Origin of the sequence: Glutamicibacter halophytocola (assembly GCF_001302565.1) — a bacterium.
GTDB classification, from domain to species: Bacteria; Actinomycetota; Actinomycetes; order Actinomycetales; family Micrococcaceae; genus Glutamicibacter; species Glutamicibacter halophytocola.
Genome location: NZ_CP012750.1, coordinates 1173159 through 1192866 on the forward strand (window position 1 = coordinate 1173159; position 19708 = coordinate 1192866).

At 60.1% G+C, this 19708-nt stretch carries 14 protein-coding genes and 1 pseudogene; 7 read left to right on the forward strand and 8 right to left on the reverse strand.

Features of this window, described 5'->3' with window-relative positions:
• Positions 1 to 53 precede the first annotated feature (53 nt).
• Genes AOZ07_RS05530 through AOZ07_RS05540 form a run of 3 tightly spaced genes read right to left on the reverse strand, consistent with a single transcriptional unit; the run spans position 54 to position 4677 of the window.
• Entirely contained in the window at positions 54 to 1070 is a 1017-nt protein-coding gene (locus AOZ07_RS05530) for an NAD-dependent epimerase/dehydratase family protein (RefSeq protein WP_060701082.1), read from the reverse strand.
• Positions 1067 to 3655, reverse strand: coding sequence for an alpha/beta fold hydrolase (locus AOZ07_RS05535; protein WP_084793143.1), 2589 nt, complete (start codon positions 3653 to 3655; stop codon positions 1067 to 1069). The genes AOZ07_RS05530 and AOZ07_RS05535 overlap by 4 nt, the downstream gene beginning before the upstream one ends.
• A complete protein-coding gene (locus AOZ07_RS05540) occupies positions 3652 to 4677 on the reverse strand; it encodes a 3-oxoacyl-ACP synthase III (protein ID WP_060701083.1) in 1026 nt (341 codons plus the stop codon). Before AOZ07_RS05540 ends, AOZ07_RS05535 begins: the two co-directional genes overlap by 4 nt.
• Positions 4678 to 5239: 562 nt before the next feature.
• On the opposite strand from AOZ07_RS05540, the gene AOZ07_RS05545 reads away from it, so the two are divergent.
• Positions 5240 to 6082: a PhzF family phenazine biosynthesis protein gene (locus AOZ07_RS05545; protein ID WP_060701084.1), complete on the forward strand. Its 843-nt coding sequence runs from the start codon at positions 5240 to 5242 to the stop codon at positions 6080 to 6082.
• 88 nt (positions 6083 to 6170) lie between these two features.
• Positions 6171 to 7205 carry a LacI family DNA-binding transcriptional regulator gene (locus AOZ07_RS05550; RefSeq protein WP_060701085.1) on the forward strand — a complete coding sequence of 345 codons (1035 nt, stop codon included), beginning with the start codon at positions 6171 to 6173 and terminating at the stop codon, positions 7203 to 7205.
• A gap of 3 nt (positions 7206 to 7208) precedes the next feature.
• Here the strand turns inward: AOZ07_RS05550 and AOZ07_RS05555 are convergent, their stop codons facing one another.
• The gene (locus tag AOZ07_RS05555; protein ID WP_075972428.1) at positions 7209 to 8840 is read right to left on the reverse strand and encodes a glycoside hydrolase family 32 protein; all 1632 of its coding nucleotides are present in this window, start codon (positions 8838 to 8840) and stop codon (positions 7209 to 7211) included.
• Positions 8841 to 9148: 308 nt separating this feature from the next.
• Between AOZ07_RS05555 and AOZ07_RS05560 the strand changes: the two genes are divergently transcribed.
• The 3 genes and pseudogenes from AOZ07_RS05560 to AOZ07_RS05565 all read left to right on the forward strand — a co-directional run.
• Entirely contained in the window at positions 9149 to 10729 is a 1581-nt protein-coding gene (locus AOZ07_RS05560) for a glycoside hydrolase family 68 protein (protein ID WP_060701086.1), read from the forward strand.
• 46 nt (positions 10730 to 10775) lie between these two features.
• Positions 10776 to 10916, forward strand: a complete 141-nt coding sequence (locus AOZ07_RS18730) for a hypothetical protein (protein WP_194943811.1) — start codon at positions 10776 to 10778, stop codon at positions 10914 to 10916.
• Positions 10917 to 11001: 85 nt separating this feature from the next.
• A pseudogene (locus AOZ07_RS05565) lies at positions 11002 to 11337 on the forward strand (GntR family transcriptional regulator); the annotation flags it as partial.
• A gap of 158 nt (positions 11338 to 11495) precedes the next feature.
• Here the strand turns inward: AOZ07_RS05565 and AOZ07_RS05570 are convergent.
• The 3 genes from AOZ07_RS05570 to AOZ07_RS05580 form a co-directional block, all read right to left on the reverse strand.
• On the reverse strand, positions 11496 to 11798 hold the full coding sequence (locus AOZ07_RS05570; protein WP_060701087.1) for a DUF1883 domain-containing protein: 303 nt from the start codon (positions 11796 to 11798) through the stop codon (positions 11496 to 11498).
• A 100-nt stretch (positions 11799 to 11898) separates the two neighbouring features.
• Positions 11899 to 12945: an NAD(P)-dependent alcohol dehydrogenase gene (locus AOZ07_RS05575; protein ID WP_060701088.1), complete on the reverse strand. Its 1047-nt coding sequence runs from the start codon at positions 12943 to 12945 to the stop codon at positions 11899 to 11901.
• A gap of 244 nt (positions 12946 to 13189) precedes the next feature.
• Complete coding sequence (locus AOZ07_RS05580; RefSeq protein ID WP_060701089.1) at positions 13190 to 14440, reverse strand: MFS transporter; 1251 nt, start codon at positions 14438 to 14440, stop codon at positions 13190 to 13192.
• Positions 14441 to 14573: 133 nt separating this feature from the next.
• Between AOZ07_RS05580 and AOZ07_RS05585 the strand changes: the two genes are divergently transcribed.
• Positions 14574 to 15473 carry a helix-turn-helix transcriptional regulator gene (locus AOZ07_RS05585; protein WP_060701090.1) on the forward strand — a complete coding sequence of 300 codons (900 nt, stop codon included), beginning with the start codon at positions 14574 to 14576 and terminating at the stop codon, positions 15471 to 15473.
• 346 nt (positions 15474 to 15819) lie between these two features.
• Positions 15820 to 18051, forward strand: a complete 2232-nt coding sequence (locus AOZ07_RS05590) for a polyribonucleotide nucleotidyltransferase (RefSeq protein WP_060701091.1) — start codon at positions 15820 to 15822, stop codon at positions 18049 to 18051.
• Positions 18052 to 18132: 81 nt separating this feature from the next.
• On the opposite strand, the gene AOZ07_RS05595 is transcribed toward AOZ07_RS05590, so the two are convergent.
• A complete protein-coding gene (locus AOZ07_RS05595) occupies positions 18133 to 19500 on the reverse strand; it encodes a short-chain fatty acid transporter (protein ID WP_060701092.1) in 1368 nt (455 codons plus the stop codon).
• Positions 19501 to 19708 lie beyond the last annotated feature (208 nt).

Sequence of the window (19708 nt, forward strand, 5' to 3'; positions counted from 1 at the left end):
CTTGTTGGCGCCGCTTCATGACATCGCGTTAGGCAGCAAGCCGCTGCGGGTGGCTACGCGCGATCCTTCGAATAGTGGGCCGAGAGCCTGTGCAGGCCTTCATCGATGCCCACTGCAGGCTTCCAATCCAGAACCTCATGGGTTTCGCGCTGGTCAAACCAATGCGCCGTGGAAAGCTGCTCAGCCAGGAAGCGCGTCATTGGCGGCTCATCGTGGACCAGGCCCCGTGAGCCTGCGGCCAGCCAGATCTTTTCAATGACCGATCCAGCGCCACGGGCCATCCAGCCCGGGAGATTGAGCTTGGGAGCTGGTGCGCCCCCGGCCCGGCAGATCCCGGCCATCAGCTCGCCCACCGGACGAGGCTCGCCATTGGTGACCACCAGGGCGCGTCCGTGCGCGTGGTCCATGCGCTCCAGGCCACGGACAATCGCCGCCGCAGCGTTATCGATATAGGTGGTGTCGATCAGCGCCGCACCGTGATCAAGCAGCGGAAGGCGTCCGGCCTTGGCACGCTGGATGACCCGTTCCACGAGCTGGGTGTCCCCGGGACCCCACACCACATGCGGGCGGATGGCCGCCACCCGGAAATCCGCAGAATCAGCGGCCAGTGCCTCCAGCTCGGCTGCCGCTTTGGAGCGGGCATAATTGCCGTGGGCCAGCTGCGGGTTGGCGGTCCCGGCTGCCGCTCCAGCCAAGGAATCCCCGAAGTGCGCTACCGACGGAGAGGAAACAAAAACGAAGTCCTTGATCCCGGCGTTGCGTGCAGCCTTGAGCAGATTGCTGGTGCCGGTGATGTTGGTATCGACAAACTCTTGCCAGTGGCCGGTGAAGGACACCTTGGCCGCAAGGTGGATCACAGCGTCCATGGAGCCTACGGCTTGTTCCACGGCTTTCTGATCCGTCAGCGAACCCTGGACTTCGTCCACGGCGCCGGCCGAAGCGCGGCGTTGGAAGGTGCGAACGTGATGGCCCTGGTCGCGCAGCAGCTGGGCCACGGCACCGCCGAGCATGCCGCTGGCACCGGTGACCAGGACCCTGCGGGCGTTGAGCGAGGTCTCGGTTGCGCTCATGGCGTGCGGATCCTTCCGCCGGCAAGCGTTGCGCTGGCCCACTGGGCCAATGCCGCACGGTCGATCTTGGAATTATGGCGGATATCGGTGGGCAGGGTGGGCAGCACCAGCACGGCGGCCACATCGGTGCCGGTGGAGGCGACCGCGGCCCTGACCTTGCTGGCCAATTCGCTGGATGCCGGTCCGGCCTTGCGCGCAGCGGGCACGGTCTCCATGACCACCACAGCGGCCTGGGTCCCGGCTGGTCCAACTCCCACGAGGGCAGCGCGCCCGGCACCGATGACTGACTGCGCCGCATGCTCGGCTGCCACCGGAGTGATCGCCCCGGAAGGGGTGCTCAGGACATGGCCCAGCCGGCCCTCGACCCAGAGCAGCCCTTCATCATCGAGGTGTCCGACATCGCCGGTGCGATGCCATCCGGGGATGGAACTGCTGGCCTGCTCGGTGATCCACAAGCGGTCGTAGCGGTCCTTGACATGCGCAGCGCGGACAAGTATTTCTCCGGTGGCATTCGGGGTGTATTGCGGCTGATCCCCGGCCACGCCCAGTTCGTCAATCGGCGCGATGGCCACGGTGGCACCGGCTACGGCAGTGCCAACGCAGACGCCGTTGCCGTGGCCGGCCGCGCGGATGCCATCCAGATCGATATCGGTCACCGGCAAGGCCTCGGTCATCCCATAGGGGGTATGCACCTTGGCGTTGGGAACCAGCTCCTGGACCTGGGCCAAGAGCGGTTCGGCAATCGGGGCACCGGCCGAGAGCATCAGCTCGACGCCGGCCAGGGTCTTGCGCTGCGCGGTGTTCAGCTCGCCCTTCGTGGCCAGGACGTTGGCCAGGGCTGCCGGGGAGGCGAAGACCGTGGTCGCATTAACCGCGACGGCGGCATCGGCCAGGGCGCTGGCGGTGAGCGTGCGCGGCGCCGTGACATCCATGTCGGGGGTCACCGAGGTGGCACCTAGCGCAGGGCCCAGCAAGGCAAAGGGAGCGAACCCGGCAACGAGGGCCGATCCGGCTTTCAGATTGTAGGTTTCGCTCAGCGTATCGCGCATGGCGGCCAGCTGCCGGTGGGTGTACACGACCCCCTTGGCAGGACCGGTGGACCCGGAAGTGAATAGCACCGCCGCATCGGCGTCGGGGTCGGCCGGAGCAAAGTTCGGCGCATCGGCCGGGATCCTGCTTCCGGCCTCCATCAGCTCATCCAGGGTATGGGCCACGCCCAGCACCTTGCGCTTGGCAGCGGACAGATTTCCTGCCGCAATCCGGGTGCCCGGCCATCCCAGTACCCGTGCACCGGCCAAGGCCCTGTTAATTCCGACGAGGAAGCTGGGACCGGCACCCTTGATGGCCCGGCCCAGGCCCTTGGTGCCCAGTCCTGCATCGGCGACAACAATCACCGCGCCCAGACGCAGGCACGCATAGATCAGGGAAGTCAGCTCGATGCCCGGCGGAACCAGGAGGTTCACCCGGTCTCCGGCCTTCACGCCGATCTGCTGCAGCCCGGCGGCCAGGGCGTTGACCCGTGCGCCGAGCTCGGCCCAGGACAACGAGCGCGGAGGATGGATGTCGACTACCGCGGTGCCCTGGTCTGCTTGGCGCGAATCCATTTCGGCGAGCATCGGCCGGTATTCGCCGGAACCCTGGACCCGGGAGGATCCAGCGGAGTCGGGCTGGCTGTCCAGCCAGCTGAAAATCGGGGAGGCGATATCCCGGTCTTCACCCACGAGGTGGCTGGCACCTTCAAAGCGGTGCACCTGGGCCTGGGGCAGCCGGTCCATCAGGTCGCGCAGGTAGCGGTCGGAGAACACCGGGTCACCGGGTCCCCACAGCATCAGCGCAGGGACCGTGAGCGAGCGGACCGCTTCGGAAATCCCGTCCAGCGCCGCTCGGCTGGGATGCTGGGGGTCAAAGGGAATATCTGCCACGAAGTTGGCTACGCCGTCACGCTTTTCAGCGCTGGTATAGGGCGCCATGAACGCCTTGCGCACCTGTGGCGCCAGGGCAGGCTGGGCCAGCGAATGGGTCACCTGCAGGAATGCGCGAGTGGTTTTGGTGCCCCAGCTGTGGACTGCAGGATGCGAGGCCAGCTTCAAGGCGGGAGGCAGTTGGAAGCCGGCAGGATGGATGGCGGTGTTTGTCAGCACGACACGTTCCAGCCGCTCCTGATGACCTGTTGCCCAGCCAAGGGAGATGACCCCGCCCCAGTCGTGGCCGACGGTCGTGATGCCATCGCCAAGATCCAGGGCATCAATCAGATCGCCGAGGTCGTTGACGCGGTCGGCGAGGCGGCGGAACTTTCCGGTGCGTTCAGAGAAGCCCATATCCAGCTGGTCGACTGCGACGATGCGCCACGCCAGATGGTGATCCGAGACGTGGTTGAACAGGCTTCGCCATAGGTAGGACCAGGTGGGATTGCCGTGGACGCAGACCAGCGTACCCACCGGCGTGATGCCGCGCTGTGCCAGTTCCTCCTGGTTATCCAGCACATGCCAGCGGTAGGTGGCGCCCTGTCCGTCAACTTCGGAAGTTGATGGAACGGACAGATATTTTGAGTAGATTTCCTTGACGCCGGGGAAAATCTCGGTCACCAGACAATCTCCATCATCGCGGTGTTCAATCCGGATCCCACGCCCATGCACAGTACGCGATCGCCTGGCTTGAGGGATTCAGCCTCCTGCGAGAGGGTCATGGGCAGCGAAGCCGGGCCAACATTGCCCCACTTCGAGAACGTGATGGGGACCCGGTCCTTGATCAGGCCGACCGCCTTGATGATGGCATTGGTGTACGACTTGGAGACCTGGTGGGTGACATAGCGATCCATGCTCTTCCAGTTCCATCCGGTGCGGTGCGCTTCATCCCAGGCGTTGACCACCAAGTCCAGGCCGTTGTCCAGCAAGCCCTTGGTATCGGTGTACATGCCGTTTGGTCCGCCAACGCACAGTTCATGGTGCTCGGTTCCCGCGCGGGAGACGCCACCGAGAATGCGGTGGGCCTCTGGATGTGCGTCGGCTGGGCCGATCACCGCTGCTGCGGCACCAGAACCCAGGGTCAGGGTGGCAAATTCGCGCATGTAGTCATCGCGGGTGGACGTTTCGGCGTTCAGGCGCTCAAAAGTGGTTTCCTGCGTGGCCTTGGCATCTTCGCCGGCGACGATCAGCGCGTATTTGATCTGCCCGGAGTCGATCATGTTTGCCGCCAGGCTCATGCCGTTGACAAATCCGAGGCATGCGTTGGCCACGTCGAAGTTCATTGCCGAGGACGGCAGGCCCAGGCCATTGTGCACCTTGGACGCGACCGATGGTTCGAGGTTGCGCCGGGTCACCGACGTATTAATAAGCAGGCCGATTTCGCTGGCATCAACGCCGGCCTGGGCCAAGGCCTTTTTGCCGGCGAGGATTGCCGCATCGTCGAACTCGACGCCATCAGCCCACCAGCGGCGTTCCTTGACACCGGAAACGCGCTCGAGGAGTTTCTTGGATAGCCGCAGCCGCTTCAAACTTGGAGCCAGCCGCTCATCAAATTCTGCTGAGCTCACCACCTCTGGCGCGAGAACGCTGTTCACTGATAAAAGCGCAACGTTGTGGTGTTTAAAGGTGGCATTGCCGTTCAAAGTGTTGCCTTCGTTTCTGCTGGACTATCTGTGTGTTGCATACTGCGATGAAACGTCTTAACCGAGTGGGCGCGCGAAACGCCGACGGTAAGGTTGCTCTTCTACATTATTCCTTGACCGGCTGTGAGAAGAACTTGAGCAGCCGATTTCAGCCGAGGGCACGAAATGGGAATAACGCAGACTAAGCCGATCCTACAGAGTTGACCTTTGAGATTCATGGAAGGAGCCCCATCTCGCATCAGGCGATGGCGCAGATTTTCGCGGTGTATCGCGAGCGGGGCCCTGCAAGCCAGCTCGTTGCTCCGGTCAACCTGAAGTGAAAATCAAGATCATTTTCCAAAGCAGCCGCTGGCGCGGGAACTTGGCTGTTCGACCTGCACTCGAAATCGGATGAGGCCAACGCAGAAGGCAGAGTGCTCCTCGCAGAGCCAAAAGCACGTCGGTGGGGTTCCCGCGGGAGCCTATTGACCAGGCTGGCCGGGCTTCGATTCGGAAAGACAGCTCACTGGAATCCACCCTGGGTAAATTCATTTCCTGCGATAGCCGCAGTAGGATTTCAGCCATGACCTATCGCTTTAGCCAGGTGGACGTCTTCTCCTCGGATCCCTGCCTGGGCAACCCCGTGGCAGTAATACTGGACGCGCAAGAGCTGGATGATGCCACCTTGCGGCGATTCTCGGTCTGGACGAACCTGTCTGAATGCACCTTCGTGCTTCCGCCCACCATTTCCGGAGCGGACTATCGCGTGCGGATCTTCAGCATGAACCTTGAATTGCCCTTTGCCGGGCACCCGACGTTGGGTACGGCTCGTGCCTGGTTGGATGCCGGGGGAGTGCCTGCAAACGACGGCATGATTATTCAAGAATGCGAAGCAGGGCTAGTGCCCATCCGCATTGAAGGAGACCTGTTGTCCTTCGCCGCGCCACCACTCCAGCGGTCTGGACCGGTAGATCCACAATTAGCTGATGAGCTCTTGGACATCCTTGGCGCGGATCCGGCACGGGTTCTTGATATGCAGTGGCTGGATAATGGCCCGGGCTGGGTTGGTGTTCTGATGGATAGTGCCCAGAGCGTGCTGGACCTGTGGCCCGATGCCTCAAATTATCCTGGACGATGGGATATCGGCGTTATAGGTGCACACCCCGAAGGTTCAGAAAAAGCCTTTGAAGTCCGTGGTTTCTTCACCGAAGGCACCGAACCGCTGCGTGAAGATCCCGTGACTGGAAGCCTCAATGCCTCAGCTGCACAATGGCTCATTGCCACTGGCCGTGCCACAGCTCCGTACATTGCTGGCCAGGGAAGCGCGATGGGACGCAACGGAGAAATATTCATCAGCGCACAGGACGAGCAACTGTGGGTTGGCGGCCGTGCCGAGGTCATTTTGAGCGGCACCGCCAATCTTTAGGACAGCGCCTTTCAGAGCAATAAAAAAATTGCCCCGGCCGGTTTATTTTCGGTTTAACGCGCTAATAGGGAATGTGAAAAAATAAAGCATGGACAATAAGCTCGGAAAGTCTGCCCGGGTAGGCATCCGAGATGTTGCCGCCGCCGCAGGTGTCTCTCCCACAACGGTTTCGCATGCGCTGAGCGGGGCGCGCGCCATCAATCCGGAAACCCGCGTGCGGGTCCTGGAGATCGCCCAGAAGCTTGGATATTCCCCGGATCTGCGGGCCAGGGGCCTGAGAAGTTCTCGAACCTTCAACGTCGGTCTGCTGAGCGACACGATTGCGGTCACTCCCTATGCCGGGTTGATCATCAGCGGCGCGCAAGATGCAGCCGCAGAGCATGAGAGCGTGGTTCTTGCGCTGGATTCCACCGGGGATGCACAACGTGAATTGATGGGCATACGAACATTGCTTGACCACCGCGTCGATGGCCTGGTTTACGCGAGAATGTCCCATCAATCGGTCACGGTTCCCCGGGAGCTCGACGGGATCCCGGTGGTGCTGGCCAATGCCTCCAGCGCCGAATCGAAATATTCATCGGTGGTTCCCGATGAACAGCAAATCGGCCTGGATGCAACTGGCCATCTGCTCGGTGTCGGCCATGAGCGCATTGGGTTTGCAACGGTGACGGAGAACGTTCCGGCCGCCGCGGGCCGCGAGCTTGGCTATCGTTCGGCCATTCAGGCGGCCGGTCTGCCAGTGAATGAGGCCTGGATTTCTGCGTCCACCGGTGATGCCAAGGGTGGCCGGGAAGCCGGTCGTGCCATTCTTGACCGGGAAAACCGGCCCACCGCCATTTTCTGTTTTAACGATGAAATGGCGATGGGCGTGTATCAAGCAGCCAATGATCTTGGGCTGTCGATTCCCGGGGACCTATCTGTCATTGGCGTTGATGATCTTCAATTGATCACCCAGGCGCTAGTCCCAAACCTGACTACTATCGCCTTGCCGCACTACCAGATGGGCCATTGGGCTGTGTCACAGCTTTTTGCCCAAGCAGCGGCCGAGCCAAACGCCCACAAGGCAGAACGATTGCTTTGCCAGCTGGTTCAACGAGATTCAGTCAAGGCTCCGAAGGGCTAGGTCTTATTGGCGTTGGGTTGCGGCTACGGCCAACGGCGTCGTGGTTGATTCACTCACTTCTGTAGTGCCACCGAGCGACTTGACCGTGAGCTCGTGACCGCCGGGGGCCAGGAAGGCAGTGGAGCTTAGCGCCGCTTGCCCATCCTGCGCGAAAACTTCCACGGAGGTCGTGTCCACGATGATATCCAGGGAGACCTTTCCGTTGTGCGCAGGAAGCTGCTCGCTGCGAATCTCGCGGTAAGTCTCGGGCATGGTGCCAGCAACCTTGTCCTTGTCCCGGTTTAGGAACAGCTTCTGGTCCTTGAAGCTATAGCCAACAATGACGGACGCGCCCTGGGCGTCTTTCAGCTCAACTCGGGTTTCTTCGGATGGAGCCGTCGGATCCTGCGCGAGATCAACATGAAGACGATAGGCGTCAGATTCTGGCTTGCCCAGTGGAGCGACCTGATCCTCGGTCGCCAGCTGAGGCGGGGTCATTGCAGGGTCGCCTTCCAGCTCGTCCAGGGCGCCGATGGGTTCCGAGAATAGCTGGGGGTGCCCCTCAACGTCTCGCAGCGAGAGCTGTCGAACCGTGGACATGGTTCCGCCGGACCAATCGCCCAGAGGCAGGTCTGATGCGTAGGCCCAGTTATTCATCCAGCCCATCGCGTAGCGGTGCTCCGGAGGTGTGTGCGCCGCTGGGCCTTCCCAGGTAACTGCTGCATAGAAGTCGGAGCCGGCATCGAGCCAACGCGGGTCTTTTTCCTCGGGAGTGAAGTTCTTGCCATCAAAGGAACCGGTCCAATAGGCATAGCCCGTGGTTCGTCCGGAGCTTGTGCCGTTGGCGCTGATGCCCAAGACCCAGGTGGTGCGTTCAGGGTCTCCGTCCACTGGCATTTGGAATATGTCAGGGCATTCGACGATGCCCAAGCCCGTGGTTTCAAAGCCCGACTGGTAGTCCCAGGACTTCAAATCCTTGGACGTGTAGAAGCCGACCTTGCTTCCTTCAGCCAGAAGCATGAGCCATCTGCTGCGTTCTTGATCCCACACGACCTTTGGATCGCGCCAGGCTTCGACCCCGGGGTTGTCCATCACAGGGTTGGCCTCATAGGAGGTGAAAGAGTAGCCGCCGTCAGTCGAATAGAACAGCGACTGGCGCTGCACGCCATCCACCTGCTGGGTTACCAGGGAGATCACCGCGTTCTTGCCAAAGCCGGCAGTGTTCTCGGTGTCGACCACCGCGCTGCCAGTCCAGATATCGCCAAGGCCATTCTTGTATTTTTCAATGGCCACGCCTTCATCTTTCCAATGAACGAGGTCAGTGGAAGTGGCGTGATACCACTCGGTCCCATTACCCGCAGGGTAATCAGCGTTATAGAGGTAGTAGAAGTGCCACCGGCCGTCGAGGAAAAAGGGGCGTTGCGGGTCGTTCATCCAGTTTTGCCCAGGCGTGAGGTGGGTTGCCGGACGATATTCGGACCAGGCCCCAGGGCGCTGGAATTTCGAATCAACCTGGGTGGGCGGTACCGCGCCGGGCGAAGAAGCATCCGGCTTGGACCACAGGATTTGCCCTGTCGCCGCCGCTCCGAGCACCACCAAGCACAGTACAGCTATCGCTAAAAGCTTTCTGGAGTTCCTGGGCTGTGGTTCTGTCATCGCTCTTTCCAATGGTCGGGTTCGAACGCCAGGCTAAATGAACGGCGCGTCTGCGTCGTCGCAAAATTTTTGGGGAGAGATCGTGCGTCACTACGAGTGACCACTATTCACGCTAGCGAACGTCCAAAACGTTTTGCAAACAATGTGATGGAGATTTCGTAAGGTTTCCTAAAAAATGTGATCCTGCTTCCAAAACGTTTTGGATTGATTGACAGAACCTATGCAACTCCTTAGATTCGACTGTGGAGAGAGCGTGTGTCGCGGTACGAGAGATTGTCCGATTCCATATCGAACAAAGGCAAACAATCGTGAACAAGCAACGCACCAAACGCGGCATTCTTGCCGCAGCATTGAGCATCGGAGCGCTCGGAGCAACTTTGATTTCGGGGCCAGCCATGGCTGCCACCGAACCAGTGCCTGGCTTCCCCCAGCCAACCGAGCACACCCAGAAGGCGTACAGCCCCACCGACGATTTCACCTCGCGTTGGACCCGTGCCGATGCAAAGCAGATCAAGGCCATGTCCGACCCGAACGCGGGATCGCGTGAAAACTCCATGCCAAAGGAGTACACCATGCCTACCGTGCCCCAGGATTTCCCTGACATGAGCAACGAGGAAGTCTGGGTTTGGGATACTTGGCCACTGACTGACGAGCACGCCAACCAGTACAGCGTTAATGGCCAGGAGATCATCTTCTCGCTGGTTGCTGATCGCGACCTTGGTTTCGATGAGCGACACCAGTACGCGCGCATCGGATACTTCTACCGTCCAGCCGGCGTTCCTGCCGATGAGCGTCCTGAAGATGGTGGCTGGACCTATGGCGGCCAGGTCTTCGACGAGGGCGTCACCGGAAAGATCTTCGAAGACCAGTCCTTCAGCCACCAGACCCAGTGGTCCGGTTCGGCGCGAGTAACCAAAAATGGCGAAATCAAGCTGTTCTTCACCGACGTTGCGTTCTACCGCGACAAGGACGGCAAGGACATCAAGCCGTACGACCCGCGCATCGCATTGAGCGTTGGCCACGTCCACTCGAACAAGAATGGCGTGAAGCTCACCGGCTTCAACAAGGTCACGGAACTGCTTCAAGCAGACGGAAAGTACTACCAGACTGCTGAGCAGAACTCGTACTTCAACTTCCGTGATCCATTCACCTTTGAGGATCCAGCGCATCCAGGCGAAACCTACATGGTTTTCGAGGGCAACACCGCTCAGAAGCGCGACGAAGCCAAGTGCACCTCCGAAGACCTTGGCTACCGCAAGGGTGAAACCAACGGCGAAACCGTGGAAGAGGTCAACAAGTCCGGCGCAACCTACCAGATCGGCAACGTCGGCCTGGCCCGTGCCAAGAACAAGGAGCTGACCGAGTGGGAGTTCCTGCCGCCGATCCTGTCTGCTAACTGCGTCACCGACCAGACCGAACGTCCGCAGATCTACATGCAGGATGGAAAGTACTACCTGTTCACCATTAGCCACCGCTCCACCTTCGCCGCTGGCATCGATGGCCCAGAAGGCGTCTATGGCTTCGTCGGCAACGGCATCCGCAGCGATTACCAGCCGCTGAACCGTGGTTCGGGCCTGGCATTGGGCAGTCCATCGAACCTGAACTTTGCCGCAGGCAGCCCTTTCGCTCCTGACTATAATCAGCACCCGGGGCAATTCCAGGCATACTCGCACTACGTCATGCCTGGTGGTCTGGTGCAGTCATTCATCGACACCATCGGCACCAAGGACAATTTCGTTCGCGGTGGCACCCTGGGCCCAACCGTGAAGCTGGACATCAAGGGCGACTCGGCAACGGTCGACTACAACTATGGCGATAACGGGCTCGGCGCATGGGCAGATATTCCAGCCAACCGCGAGCTGAAGAATGGCAAGGCAGTAGCAAAGTAATTTGCATCCATGGCCGCGAGAATGCGCGTCGGATGAAAATTTGCGCATGATTGCCGGCAGTGGCAACGGCCGCTCCACCAACGTTGAGTTGGGGGGAGCGGCCTTCGCCGTATTGATGGAACGCCAGCCAACCGGTCAACGGCACCCTGGCGTCCAAGTTGTTGAAATCGCGTGGCAATGGACATGATGCGAAAGAACCAAGGGCACTTCCTGTTGCCCAGATTATTCATGGACAGGTGGCTTGCCCGCAAGGCTCATTCGACGGTGCAACCATGGCCGCTGAACCAATGCCTTTGTCAGGGCTTGGAAAAACGAGCTTGAGGGAACAGGCTCTGACCGCTTTGCGCCAAGCCATCATCACCGGTCAACTGGCACCAGAAAAGCACTTGGTGGAAACCGAGCTGCCCGAAATGCTGAACATTTCCCGTGGCACCTTGCGCGAAGCCTTGCGCCAGCTGCAGCAGGAGGGCCTGGTTGCACCTGGCCGGCGAGGCCGGCTGGCCGTACGCAGCCTGGACGTAAAAGAGATCAGGGATATCTTTGCAGTTCGTGCTGCCTTGGAAACCCTGGCTGCCGCGGTCATCAGCGCCCACATGGATACCGCGGCGGAAGTACTCGTAACTCCGTAACTGCAGCGGCCTGATCGACCAGGCCTGCACCACAGGCACAGATCCAAGGCAACGCGCAAGAACCAGTAGCTTTTATTGGTTTTTGCGCGTTGCTTTTCCCGGGGTGGGCTTTTGATCCTGGAGCTCGGAGCCGGTCCCTAGGCTCTGCGTTCTTCGAGTTTCTGCGGTGGAACGATGCTGACTTCATGGCGCACGCCTCGGCCAGGCAAGCCATCAAGATCAATGGCTAGGAACCAGGGACCGGAATGGGGAACCTTGAGCCGATAGGGTGCCCGGCGAGCGATTCCACCGTGGAATGCGTATTTTTCACCGTCTTCAAATGCAGCGAAATTCTCCGGATCCATCAACCGCACATTGGCCGGTCCGCTGAGTGTCACCACCAGGACGCTTCCGCGTTCCAGGTAGTCCCATGAATGTTCTGCAAAATTTGGTTCAGCCACGTGGAAACTTTCCGGCGAAAAAGAATTATTGGATAAGCGAACGGCGTCCGAAACACCAACATATCAGCTGATGAATCGGACGCCGCTATCGCTTTGAGGCTTAGGCCATCGTCGCGGTATCGATGACGAAGCGGTAGCGAACATCCGACTTCAGGACGCGCTCGTAGGCCTCGTTGATCTGGTCTGCGGAGATGACTTCAATTTCTGCACCGAGGCCGTGCTCGCCACAGAAGTCCAGCATGTCCTGGGTTTCCTTGATGCCGCCAATATTGGAGCCAGCGAAGGAGCGCCGGCCACCGATCAGGGCAAAAGCGTTGACTGGAAGTGGCTCGGCTGGAGCGCCAACGTTGACCAAGGTGCCGTCAACGCGTAGCAGCTGCAGGAAGGCACTGATGTCGATGGACGCGCTGACCGTGTTGATGATCAGGTCGAACTTCTTGTGCAGATCCTTGAAAGTGCTCTCATCGCTGGTGGCGCGGTAGTCGCTGGCACCAAGCTTGAGACCATCTTCCTTCTTCTTGAGCGACTGCGACAGGACAGTCACGTCGGCACCCATCGCGTTGGCAATCTTTACTGCCATGTGGCCCAAGCCGCCAAGGCCGATCACGGCCACCTTCTTGCCTGGACCTGCGCCCCAGTGCTGCAATGGCGAGTAGGTGGTGATTCCGGCGCAGAGCAGGGGAGCGGCAACGTCAAGGTCGATGCTGTCCGGGATGCTCAACACAAAATCCTCGGTCACAACCACGTTGGTGGTGTAGCCGCCCTGGGTTACGGTGCCGTCGCGGTCGATGGCGCCGTAGGTGCCGACCATGCCCTCAACACAGAACTGTTCCAGGCCCTCGAGGCACTGCTCGCACTTGCCGCAGGAATTGACCATGCAGCCCACGCCGACGCGGTCGCCGACCTTGTGCTTGGTGACTTCGGAACCAACTTCCGCCACGATGCCGGCAATTTCATGGCCTGGAGCCAGCGGGTAGGACTGTGGTCCCCAGTCGCCGCGGACGGTATGGATGTCGGAGTGGCAGATGCCCGCGAACTTGATGTCAATCAAGACATCGTGCGGGCCGACTTCGCGACGTTCGATCTGGATCGGAGCCAGTGGCTCAGTTGCTGATGGGGCTGCGTAGGCGTTGGCCATAGTTGTCATAGGAGTGTTCTTCCTTTGTTTTTCTGTTTACTTGTTACCGTTCACCGATGTCGGTTCACGGAGGTATTCAGTTGCTGGCGAATCCAGATTTTCGCGCATTGCCGCTGGCTGGTCCTGTGGGATCTGATGTCCAGCGGGAGAAATATGACTAATTCCCTTTAGCGACAACAGCGGTCGATCAGCAAATAATCCCACCTGGACGAGATTTTTGCCTTTTATTTTCAGCGGGCTGGCAGCTGGCAGGCTAGCTGCTGGATGCTGGCAGCAAATCTTGGCGGGCGCCGCGTTTAGCAATAACGGACAGGGCGATCACCGGGATCAAGGTCAGTATTGCGACGCTGGCTCCGAGCAGGACTGGACCAATGCTGCCCAATGACGAGTCCAAAGCCTTGCCACCAGCCCATGAGGCAACCACTGTGCCAGCGTTGAAGCCGGCGACAGTTAGTGAAGATGCCAGTGTTGGAGCATTCTTGCCATAGGCAATGGCCAAGGACGCAAGAATCGGGTTGGCGCCGAGCCCGAAGAACCCCAGCAGCGCAATCAAGATGATCATCGGCAACTGCAGATCCGAGAGCAGGCACATGGCCAGCAGGATCACCGTTGAAGCAGCGGGGGCAATCAAGGTGAGCAGATGCGGGTGCGCATCTCCTAGCCTGCCACCGACCAGGGAACCAATCAGGGAACCGACGCCAAATCCGATCAGCACCAGCGGAATGGCTGGCGCGCTGAATCCTGTGCCGTCAATGAGCAATGGAGAAATATAGGAATAGGCAGCTAATACACCGCCGGTTGTGGTGGCGCAGGCGGCCAAGACGAGCCACAATCGCGCAGAACGAAGCGCGGAAATTTCTTTGCGTATTGATACGGCGGAATGCGGTGCCAAATTGCCAGGCACATGCCGGGCAATGAGGAATGCCGAGATGACCGCGAGTCCCGCCAGGCCCCAGAACGATCCGCGCCATCCAAAGTATTGGGAGGCAAAGGCGCCCAAGGGCACCCCCAGAACCGTGGCGAGCATGCCGCCAGCATTGATGATTCCCAAGGCTCGCGAAGCCATTCCAGGGCCTGCGCTTTTGGCAGCCACGACTCCTGCAATGGCCCAGAACGCTCCCGTGGCAAGAGCCGTGGCGAAACGTGCCGCGAGCAACAGCTGAAGGCTCGTGCCCAATGCAACGACGACGTGCCCGGCAGCAAAAACTGCCAATGCCAAGATGAGCGTCAGGCGTTGGGGCAGCCGCAAGGTGAGCAGCGCCATTAGCGGAGCGCCAATAACCATGCCCGCGGCAAATACGGTGATGAGCAGGCCAGCCTGCGAAACGCTGGCTTCCAAATCCGCCGCAAGCTGCGTCAGGATTCCAGCAACGATGAACTCGGTAGTGAGCATCGTAAAAGTGCCAACAGCAAGGATGTAGACCACCAGCGGGATCGGCCGCCCGGTGGCGCCTCGCGTACTGGTGCCGGTTGGCACCGAAGGACGACGTTCGTCGACGTTCATCAAGTTCCTGTTCTCTGGACTCGCAGCGGATGTAATTCAATTACATCGTGGTTGCCAGCTGCCAGGAAGGGCGAGCTTATAGGGGTATTATCTGTACCCCCGAAAAACCGTGAACGTCGTTTACCGTGGAAGCATGACCGAACCCGATGCCCAGCGCAGCAATATTAAAGATTTCTTGACCAGCCGCCGCGCGAGGCTGCGTCCGGAGGAAGTCGGATTGCCGGCCGGCAACCGCAGAAGAGTGCCGGGACTGCGCCGGGAAGAAGTGGCTGTGCTCGCCGGGGTCAGCCCCGAATGGTACGCCCGGTTGGAAAAGGGCAATATCGCCGGTGTCTCGGAAGATGTGTTGACAGCAGTGGCCTCTGCGCTTCAGCTGAATGAGGAAGAACGCATCTATCTCTTCGAACTGGCGCACACGGCCAAAGGCAGTGCACGAAAGCCGGCACGGCGGAAGAAAGCCGGACCCATTGCAGAGCCGGTTCAATGGTTCTTGGATTCGGCGACGCTCTCGGCCGGATTTGCGCGCAATGGACGCCTTGATGTGGTTGCGTCGAACGAGCTGGGCCGGGCACTGCATGCGCCGATGTTCAATAGCGCGACCACGGTTGCCAATGGGTACGCGAATTTTGCGCGCTTCCACTTTTTAGATCCGGCAGCCAAGGACTTCTTCCTTGACTGGGAAGGCGGAGCGGCGGCTACCGCGGCACTCTTGCGCGCAGAGGCAGGGCGGGAACCGAATGACAAGGCGCTGCATGATCTGATCGGGGAACTCTCCACGCTCAGCGAAGACTTTCGTACCCTGTGGGCCACCCACAACATCAGATTCACCCATGAAGGCACCAAGCGAATTCAACATCCTGTGGTCGGCCGGCTGGATCTGGCCTATCGTTCCTTCGACATTACCCAGGTGCCGCGGGCCAGCCACGAAATGAGCATCTATGTTGCCCAGCCAGGAAGCCCGAGTGAAGAAGGACTCAAGATGCTCTCCAGCTGGGCGCTGACAACCAGCACCGAGCCAACGGCAAAAGCCTAGGCGCAGGCCCGCTGCTGGCGGGTCTTGGGCTCTTGATGCCTAGCGGTGAAAACAGCAGATTCCGAAGGACACAGCCAAGCGCCGCCCAGCCGGGATCTGCACCTTTGGCCAATTCCCGGTAGGCTAGTACCTGGGCCTGCATGTTCTATGCCGGTCCCGAATGAAAATAACTCCCAGGGCTGACTGACCGTTGGTCCCGACCGCCAGTTTCGCGGTCCTCGGTAGTGGCTTTCGCTAGGACCATTCAGGGTTCCAGCGCGGGTCTCGATCGAAGACCAGATCTGGGTAGGGCCACGCGGTTCGCTCATCCACCTAGCTGGGAGCGATCGAAAGGAGCACCCCCTTAATGGAGGGTCCAGAAATCCAATTCGCCGAAGCGCAGATCGACAACGGTCGCTACGGCACCCGCACCATCCGCTTCGAAACCGGCCGCCTTGCCAAGCAGGCTGCTGGGTCGGCCATGGTCTACATCGACGACGAGACTGCACTGCTCTCGGCAACCACCGCAGGCAAGCACCCGCGCGAGGGCTTCGACTTCTTCCCACTGACCGTGGACGTCGAAGAGCGCATGTACGCAGCCGGCCGCATCCCGGGCAGCTTCTTCCGCCGCGAAGGCCGCCCATCGACCGAGGCCATCCTGGCTTGCCGCCTGATGGACCGCCCGCTGCGCCCAGCCTTCGTCAAGGGCCTGCGCAACGAGGTCCAGGTTGTCGTCACCGTCCTGTCCATCGAGCCAGATGAGCTGTACGACGTTGTAGCAATCAACGCTTCCTCGATGTCCACCCAGCTTTCGGGCCTGCCATTCTCCGGCCCAATCGGCGGCGTTCGCGTTGCACTGGTTGACGACGGAAACGGCGCGCAGTGGGTTGCCTTCCCACGCCACTCCGAGCTGAAGAACGCTGTCTTCAACATGGTTGTTGCCGGCCGCATCGCTGGCGACGACGTTGCCATCATGATGGTGGAAGCTGAAGCTACCGACAACGCTTGGGAACTGATCAAGGAACGCGGCGCCCAGGCACCAACCGAAGAGGTTGTTGCAGAAGGCCTTGAGGCTGCCAAGCCATTCATCAAGGTCCTGTGCGAGGCCCAGGCTGACCTGGCTTCCCGCGCTGCCAAGGAAACCGTTGAGTTCCCAGTCTTCCGCGATTACGAAGAAGATGCCTTCGCCGCTGTCGAGGCTGCTGCTTCGACCCGCCTGGCAGAGATCTACACCATCGCTGACAAGCAGGAACGCGACAACGCTGCCGGCGCCTACAAGGACGAGGTCCTTGCTTCGCTGGCTGGCGAAGGCAACGCCTTCGAAGGCCGCGACGGTGAAATCTCCAAGGCTTTCGGTGCTGTTACCAAGCACATCGTGCGCCAGCGCATCCTGACCGACCAGGTCCGCATCGACGGACGTGGACTGGCTGACATCCGCCAGCTCTCAGCCGAGGTCGAGGTTCTGCCTCGCGTGCACGGTTCGGCCATCTTCGAGCGCGGCGAAACCCAGATCATGGGCGTCACCACCTTGAACATGCTGAAGATGGAGCAGCAGATCGACTCGCTCTCCCCAGTGAAGTCCAAGCGCTACATGCACAACTACAACTTCCCTCCATACTCGACCGGTGAAACCGGCCGTGTTGGTTCGCCTAAGCGCCGCGAAATCGGCCACGGCGCGCTGGCCGAGCGTGCACTGGTTCCAGTGCTGCCAAGCCGCGAGGAATTCCCCTACGCAATCCGCCAGGTCTCCGAGGCATTGGGCTCCAACGGCTCGACCTCCATGGGCTCGGTTTGCGCTTCGACCCTGTCGCTGCTGAACGCCGGCGTGCCGCTGAAGGCTGCCGTTGCAGGTATCGCTATGGGCCTGGTTTCGGACACCGTTGACGGCGAAACCCGTTACGCTGCCCTGACCGATATCCTCGGCGCCGAAGATGCCATGGGCGACATGGACTTCAAGGTTGCAGGTACCTCCGAGTTCGTTACCGCGATCCAGCTGGACACCAAGCTGGATGGCATTCCAGCTTCGGTTCTGGCCGCTGCGCTGACCCAGGCTCGCGAAGCACGTCTGCACATCCTGAACGTGCTGAACCAGGCCATCGACACCCCGGATGAGCTGAACGTCAACGCTCCGCGAATCATCTCCGTGAAGATTCCAGTGGATAAGATTGGCGAGGTCATCGGCCCTAAGGGCAAGATGATCAACCAGATCCAGGAAGACACCGGCGCTGACATCTCGATCGAGGATGACGGCACCGTGCTGATCGGCGCAACCAACGGCGAGTCCGCTGAAGCTGCCCGTTCGGCCATCAACGCCATCGCCAACCCTCAGGTTCCTGAGGTCGGCGAGCGTTACCTGGGTACCGTCGTGAAGCTGACCACCTTCGGTGCGTTCGTTTCGCTGACCCCTGGCAAGGACGGTCTGCTGCACATCTCCGAGCTGCGCAAGATCAACGATGGCAAGCGCGTTGAAGACGTTGAAGACGTCGTCGGCGTTGGCCAGAAGCTGCAGGTGGAGATCACCAAGATTGATGACCGCGGCAAGCTGTCGCTGGCACCAGTCGTGGAAGAAGAAGCCGAAGAAGCAGTTGCTGCTGAGTAGTCTTTAGATTCCTGCGGAAAACCCCGGTTCATCGATTGATGAACCGGGGTTTTGTCTATCCAGAAACTCGGCGGTGCAAACCTACAAGGACACAAAAACCATGGTGGCGGCAAAAACAATGCCTGAAGCGATCAGCACCATGGTGGTGTAGCCAAGGATGTCGCGCATCTTCAACCCCGCAATGGCCAGCAATGGCAAAGCCCAGAACGGCTGGATCATGTTCGTCCACTGATCCCCGTAGGCGACTGCCATGATGGGAATTGATGGATCAACACCCAGCTGCGCGGCGGCGGTCAGCATGATCGGCGCCTGCACCGCGAACTGGCCGCCCCCGGAAGGAACGAAGAAGTTGACCACTCCGGCCGACAAGAAGGCCAGAAGGCCAAATGTTTGCGGGGTCGACACTGCGATCATGGCTTCCGAGATCACCTCAATGAGGCCAGTTCCTGTCATGATGCCGAGGATTCCCGCGTAGAGCGGGAATTGCAGGAGAATCTCGCCAACATTTGATGCCGAATGCCTTGTCAGGGCCATCAATTCGAAGGGATTGCGCACCAAGAGCAGGATCAGGCAGAGGAAAGACCAATTCACGATATCCAAGGTGAGCGTGCCGCCCTTGGCAAAATGGATGACCAGATATGCCAGCAGCATCAGTCCAAGCAGTAGCGTTGGCAGGCGGCTGGCATCCACACGATCGGCTGGGGTGCTTACTTCATCATCGATGTCCAACAGCTTTTCTCGCGCATCGGTGCGCAGCTCGTAGATTTTGTCTTCGCCTCGTGGCGCAACGAGGTACAAGGCCAAACCCACCAACACGATGGTTGCCACGATCGCGATGAGGTTCCACGGGGCGAAGAGCGTTTCAGAGATTGGCAGCGGTGCACCAAGCTGCTTGGCGATAAACGAGTCCGGGGTTGCAGCAGTAAGCGGCCCGGAACCGGAATAGCCCATGTGCCAAATGACAAACCCGGCGAATCCGGAGGCGACGAGCAGCGGGAAGTGGACTCGCACATTGCGTTCACGAGCCTGGGCCGCGACTTCGCGGGCCAGCAGTCCTCCCACCACGAGACCAAGTCCCCACGTGATCAGCGAGGCAATGGCCGCTACCAGGAAAACGAAGACGTAACTGGATAGGGCGCTCTTGGGAACCCGGCTCAGGGCACGGAGCGTTTTGCGCACCGGGCGAGTATTGGCCAGGATGAATCCCAGCATCAAAACCAAGGCCATCTGGGTGATGAAGCCCAGCAGCCCGGCCAGCCCATCACCCCAGCTTTGCACGATGAGCACCGGATTGGAGTCCGTGGCCAGCAGCGCGAGAATCGCCACAATGAAGGTCAGCACGATGGCGAAGACCAATGCCGACGGAATGAATTTTTCGACGAGATTATTGACCGGGCGCATTGCCCGGGAAGCGACGGTACCGCCACGTTTGGTTGAAGGCACACTCATGTTTTCTGCTACCTCACATCATCATTGACTAGGGATATACAACGGTTGCGAGTGTCGTATGGTGACGTGCCCCATAGTAGCCAGATGTTTCGGTATCCAAGGTGCGGTGCTTCGCTCGCGGGTCGCGGATGGCAGAACTGCTGGAGAAAAACCAAACGCCCGACCGGTTAACGGTCAGGCGTTGGCAGGCTGCTTCAGCAGCTGGTCA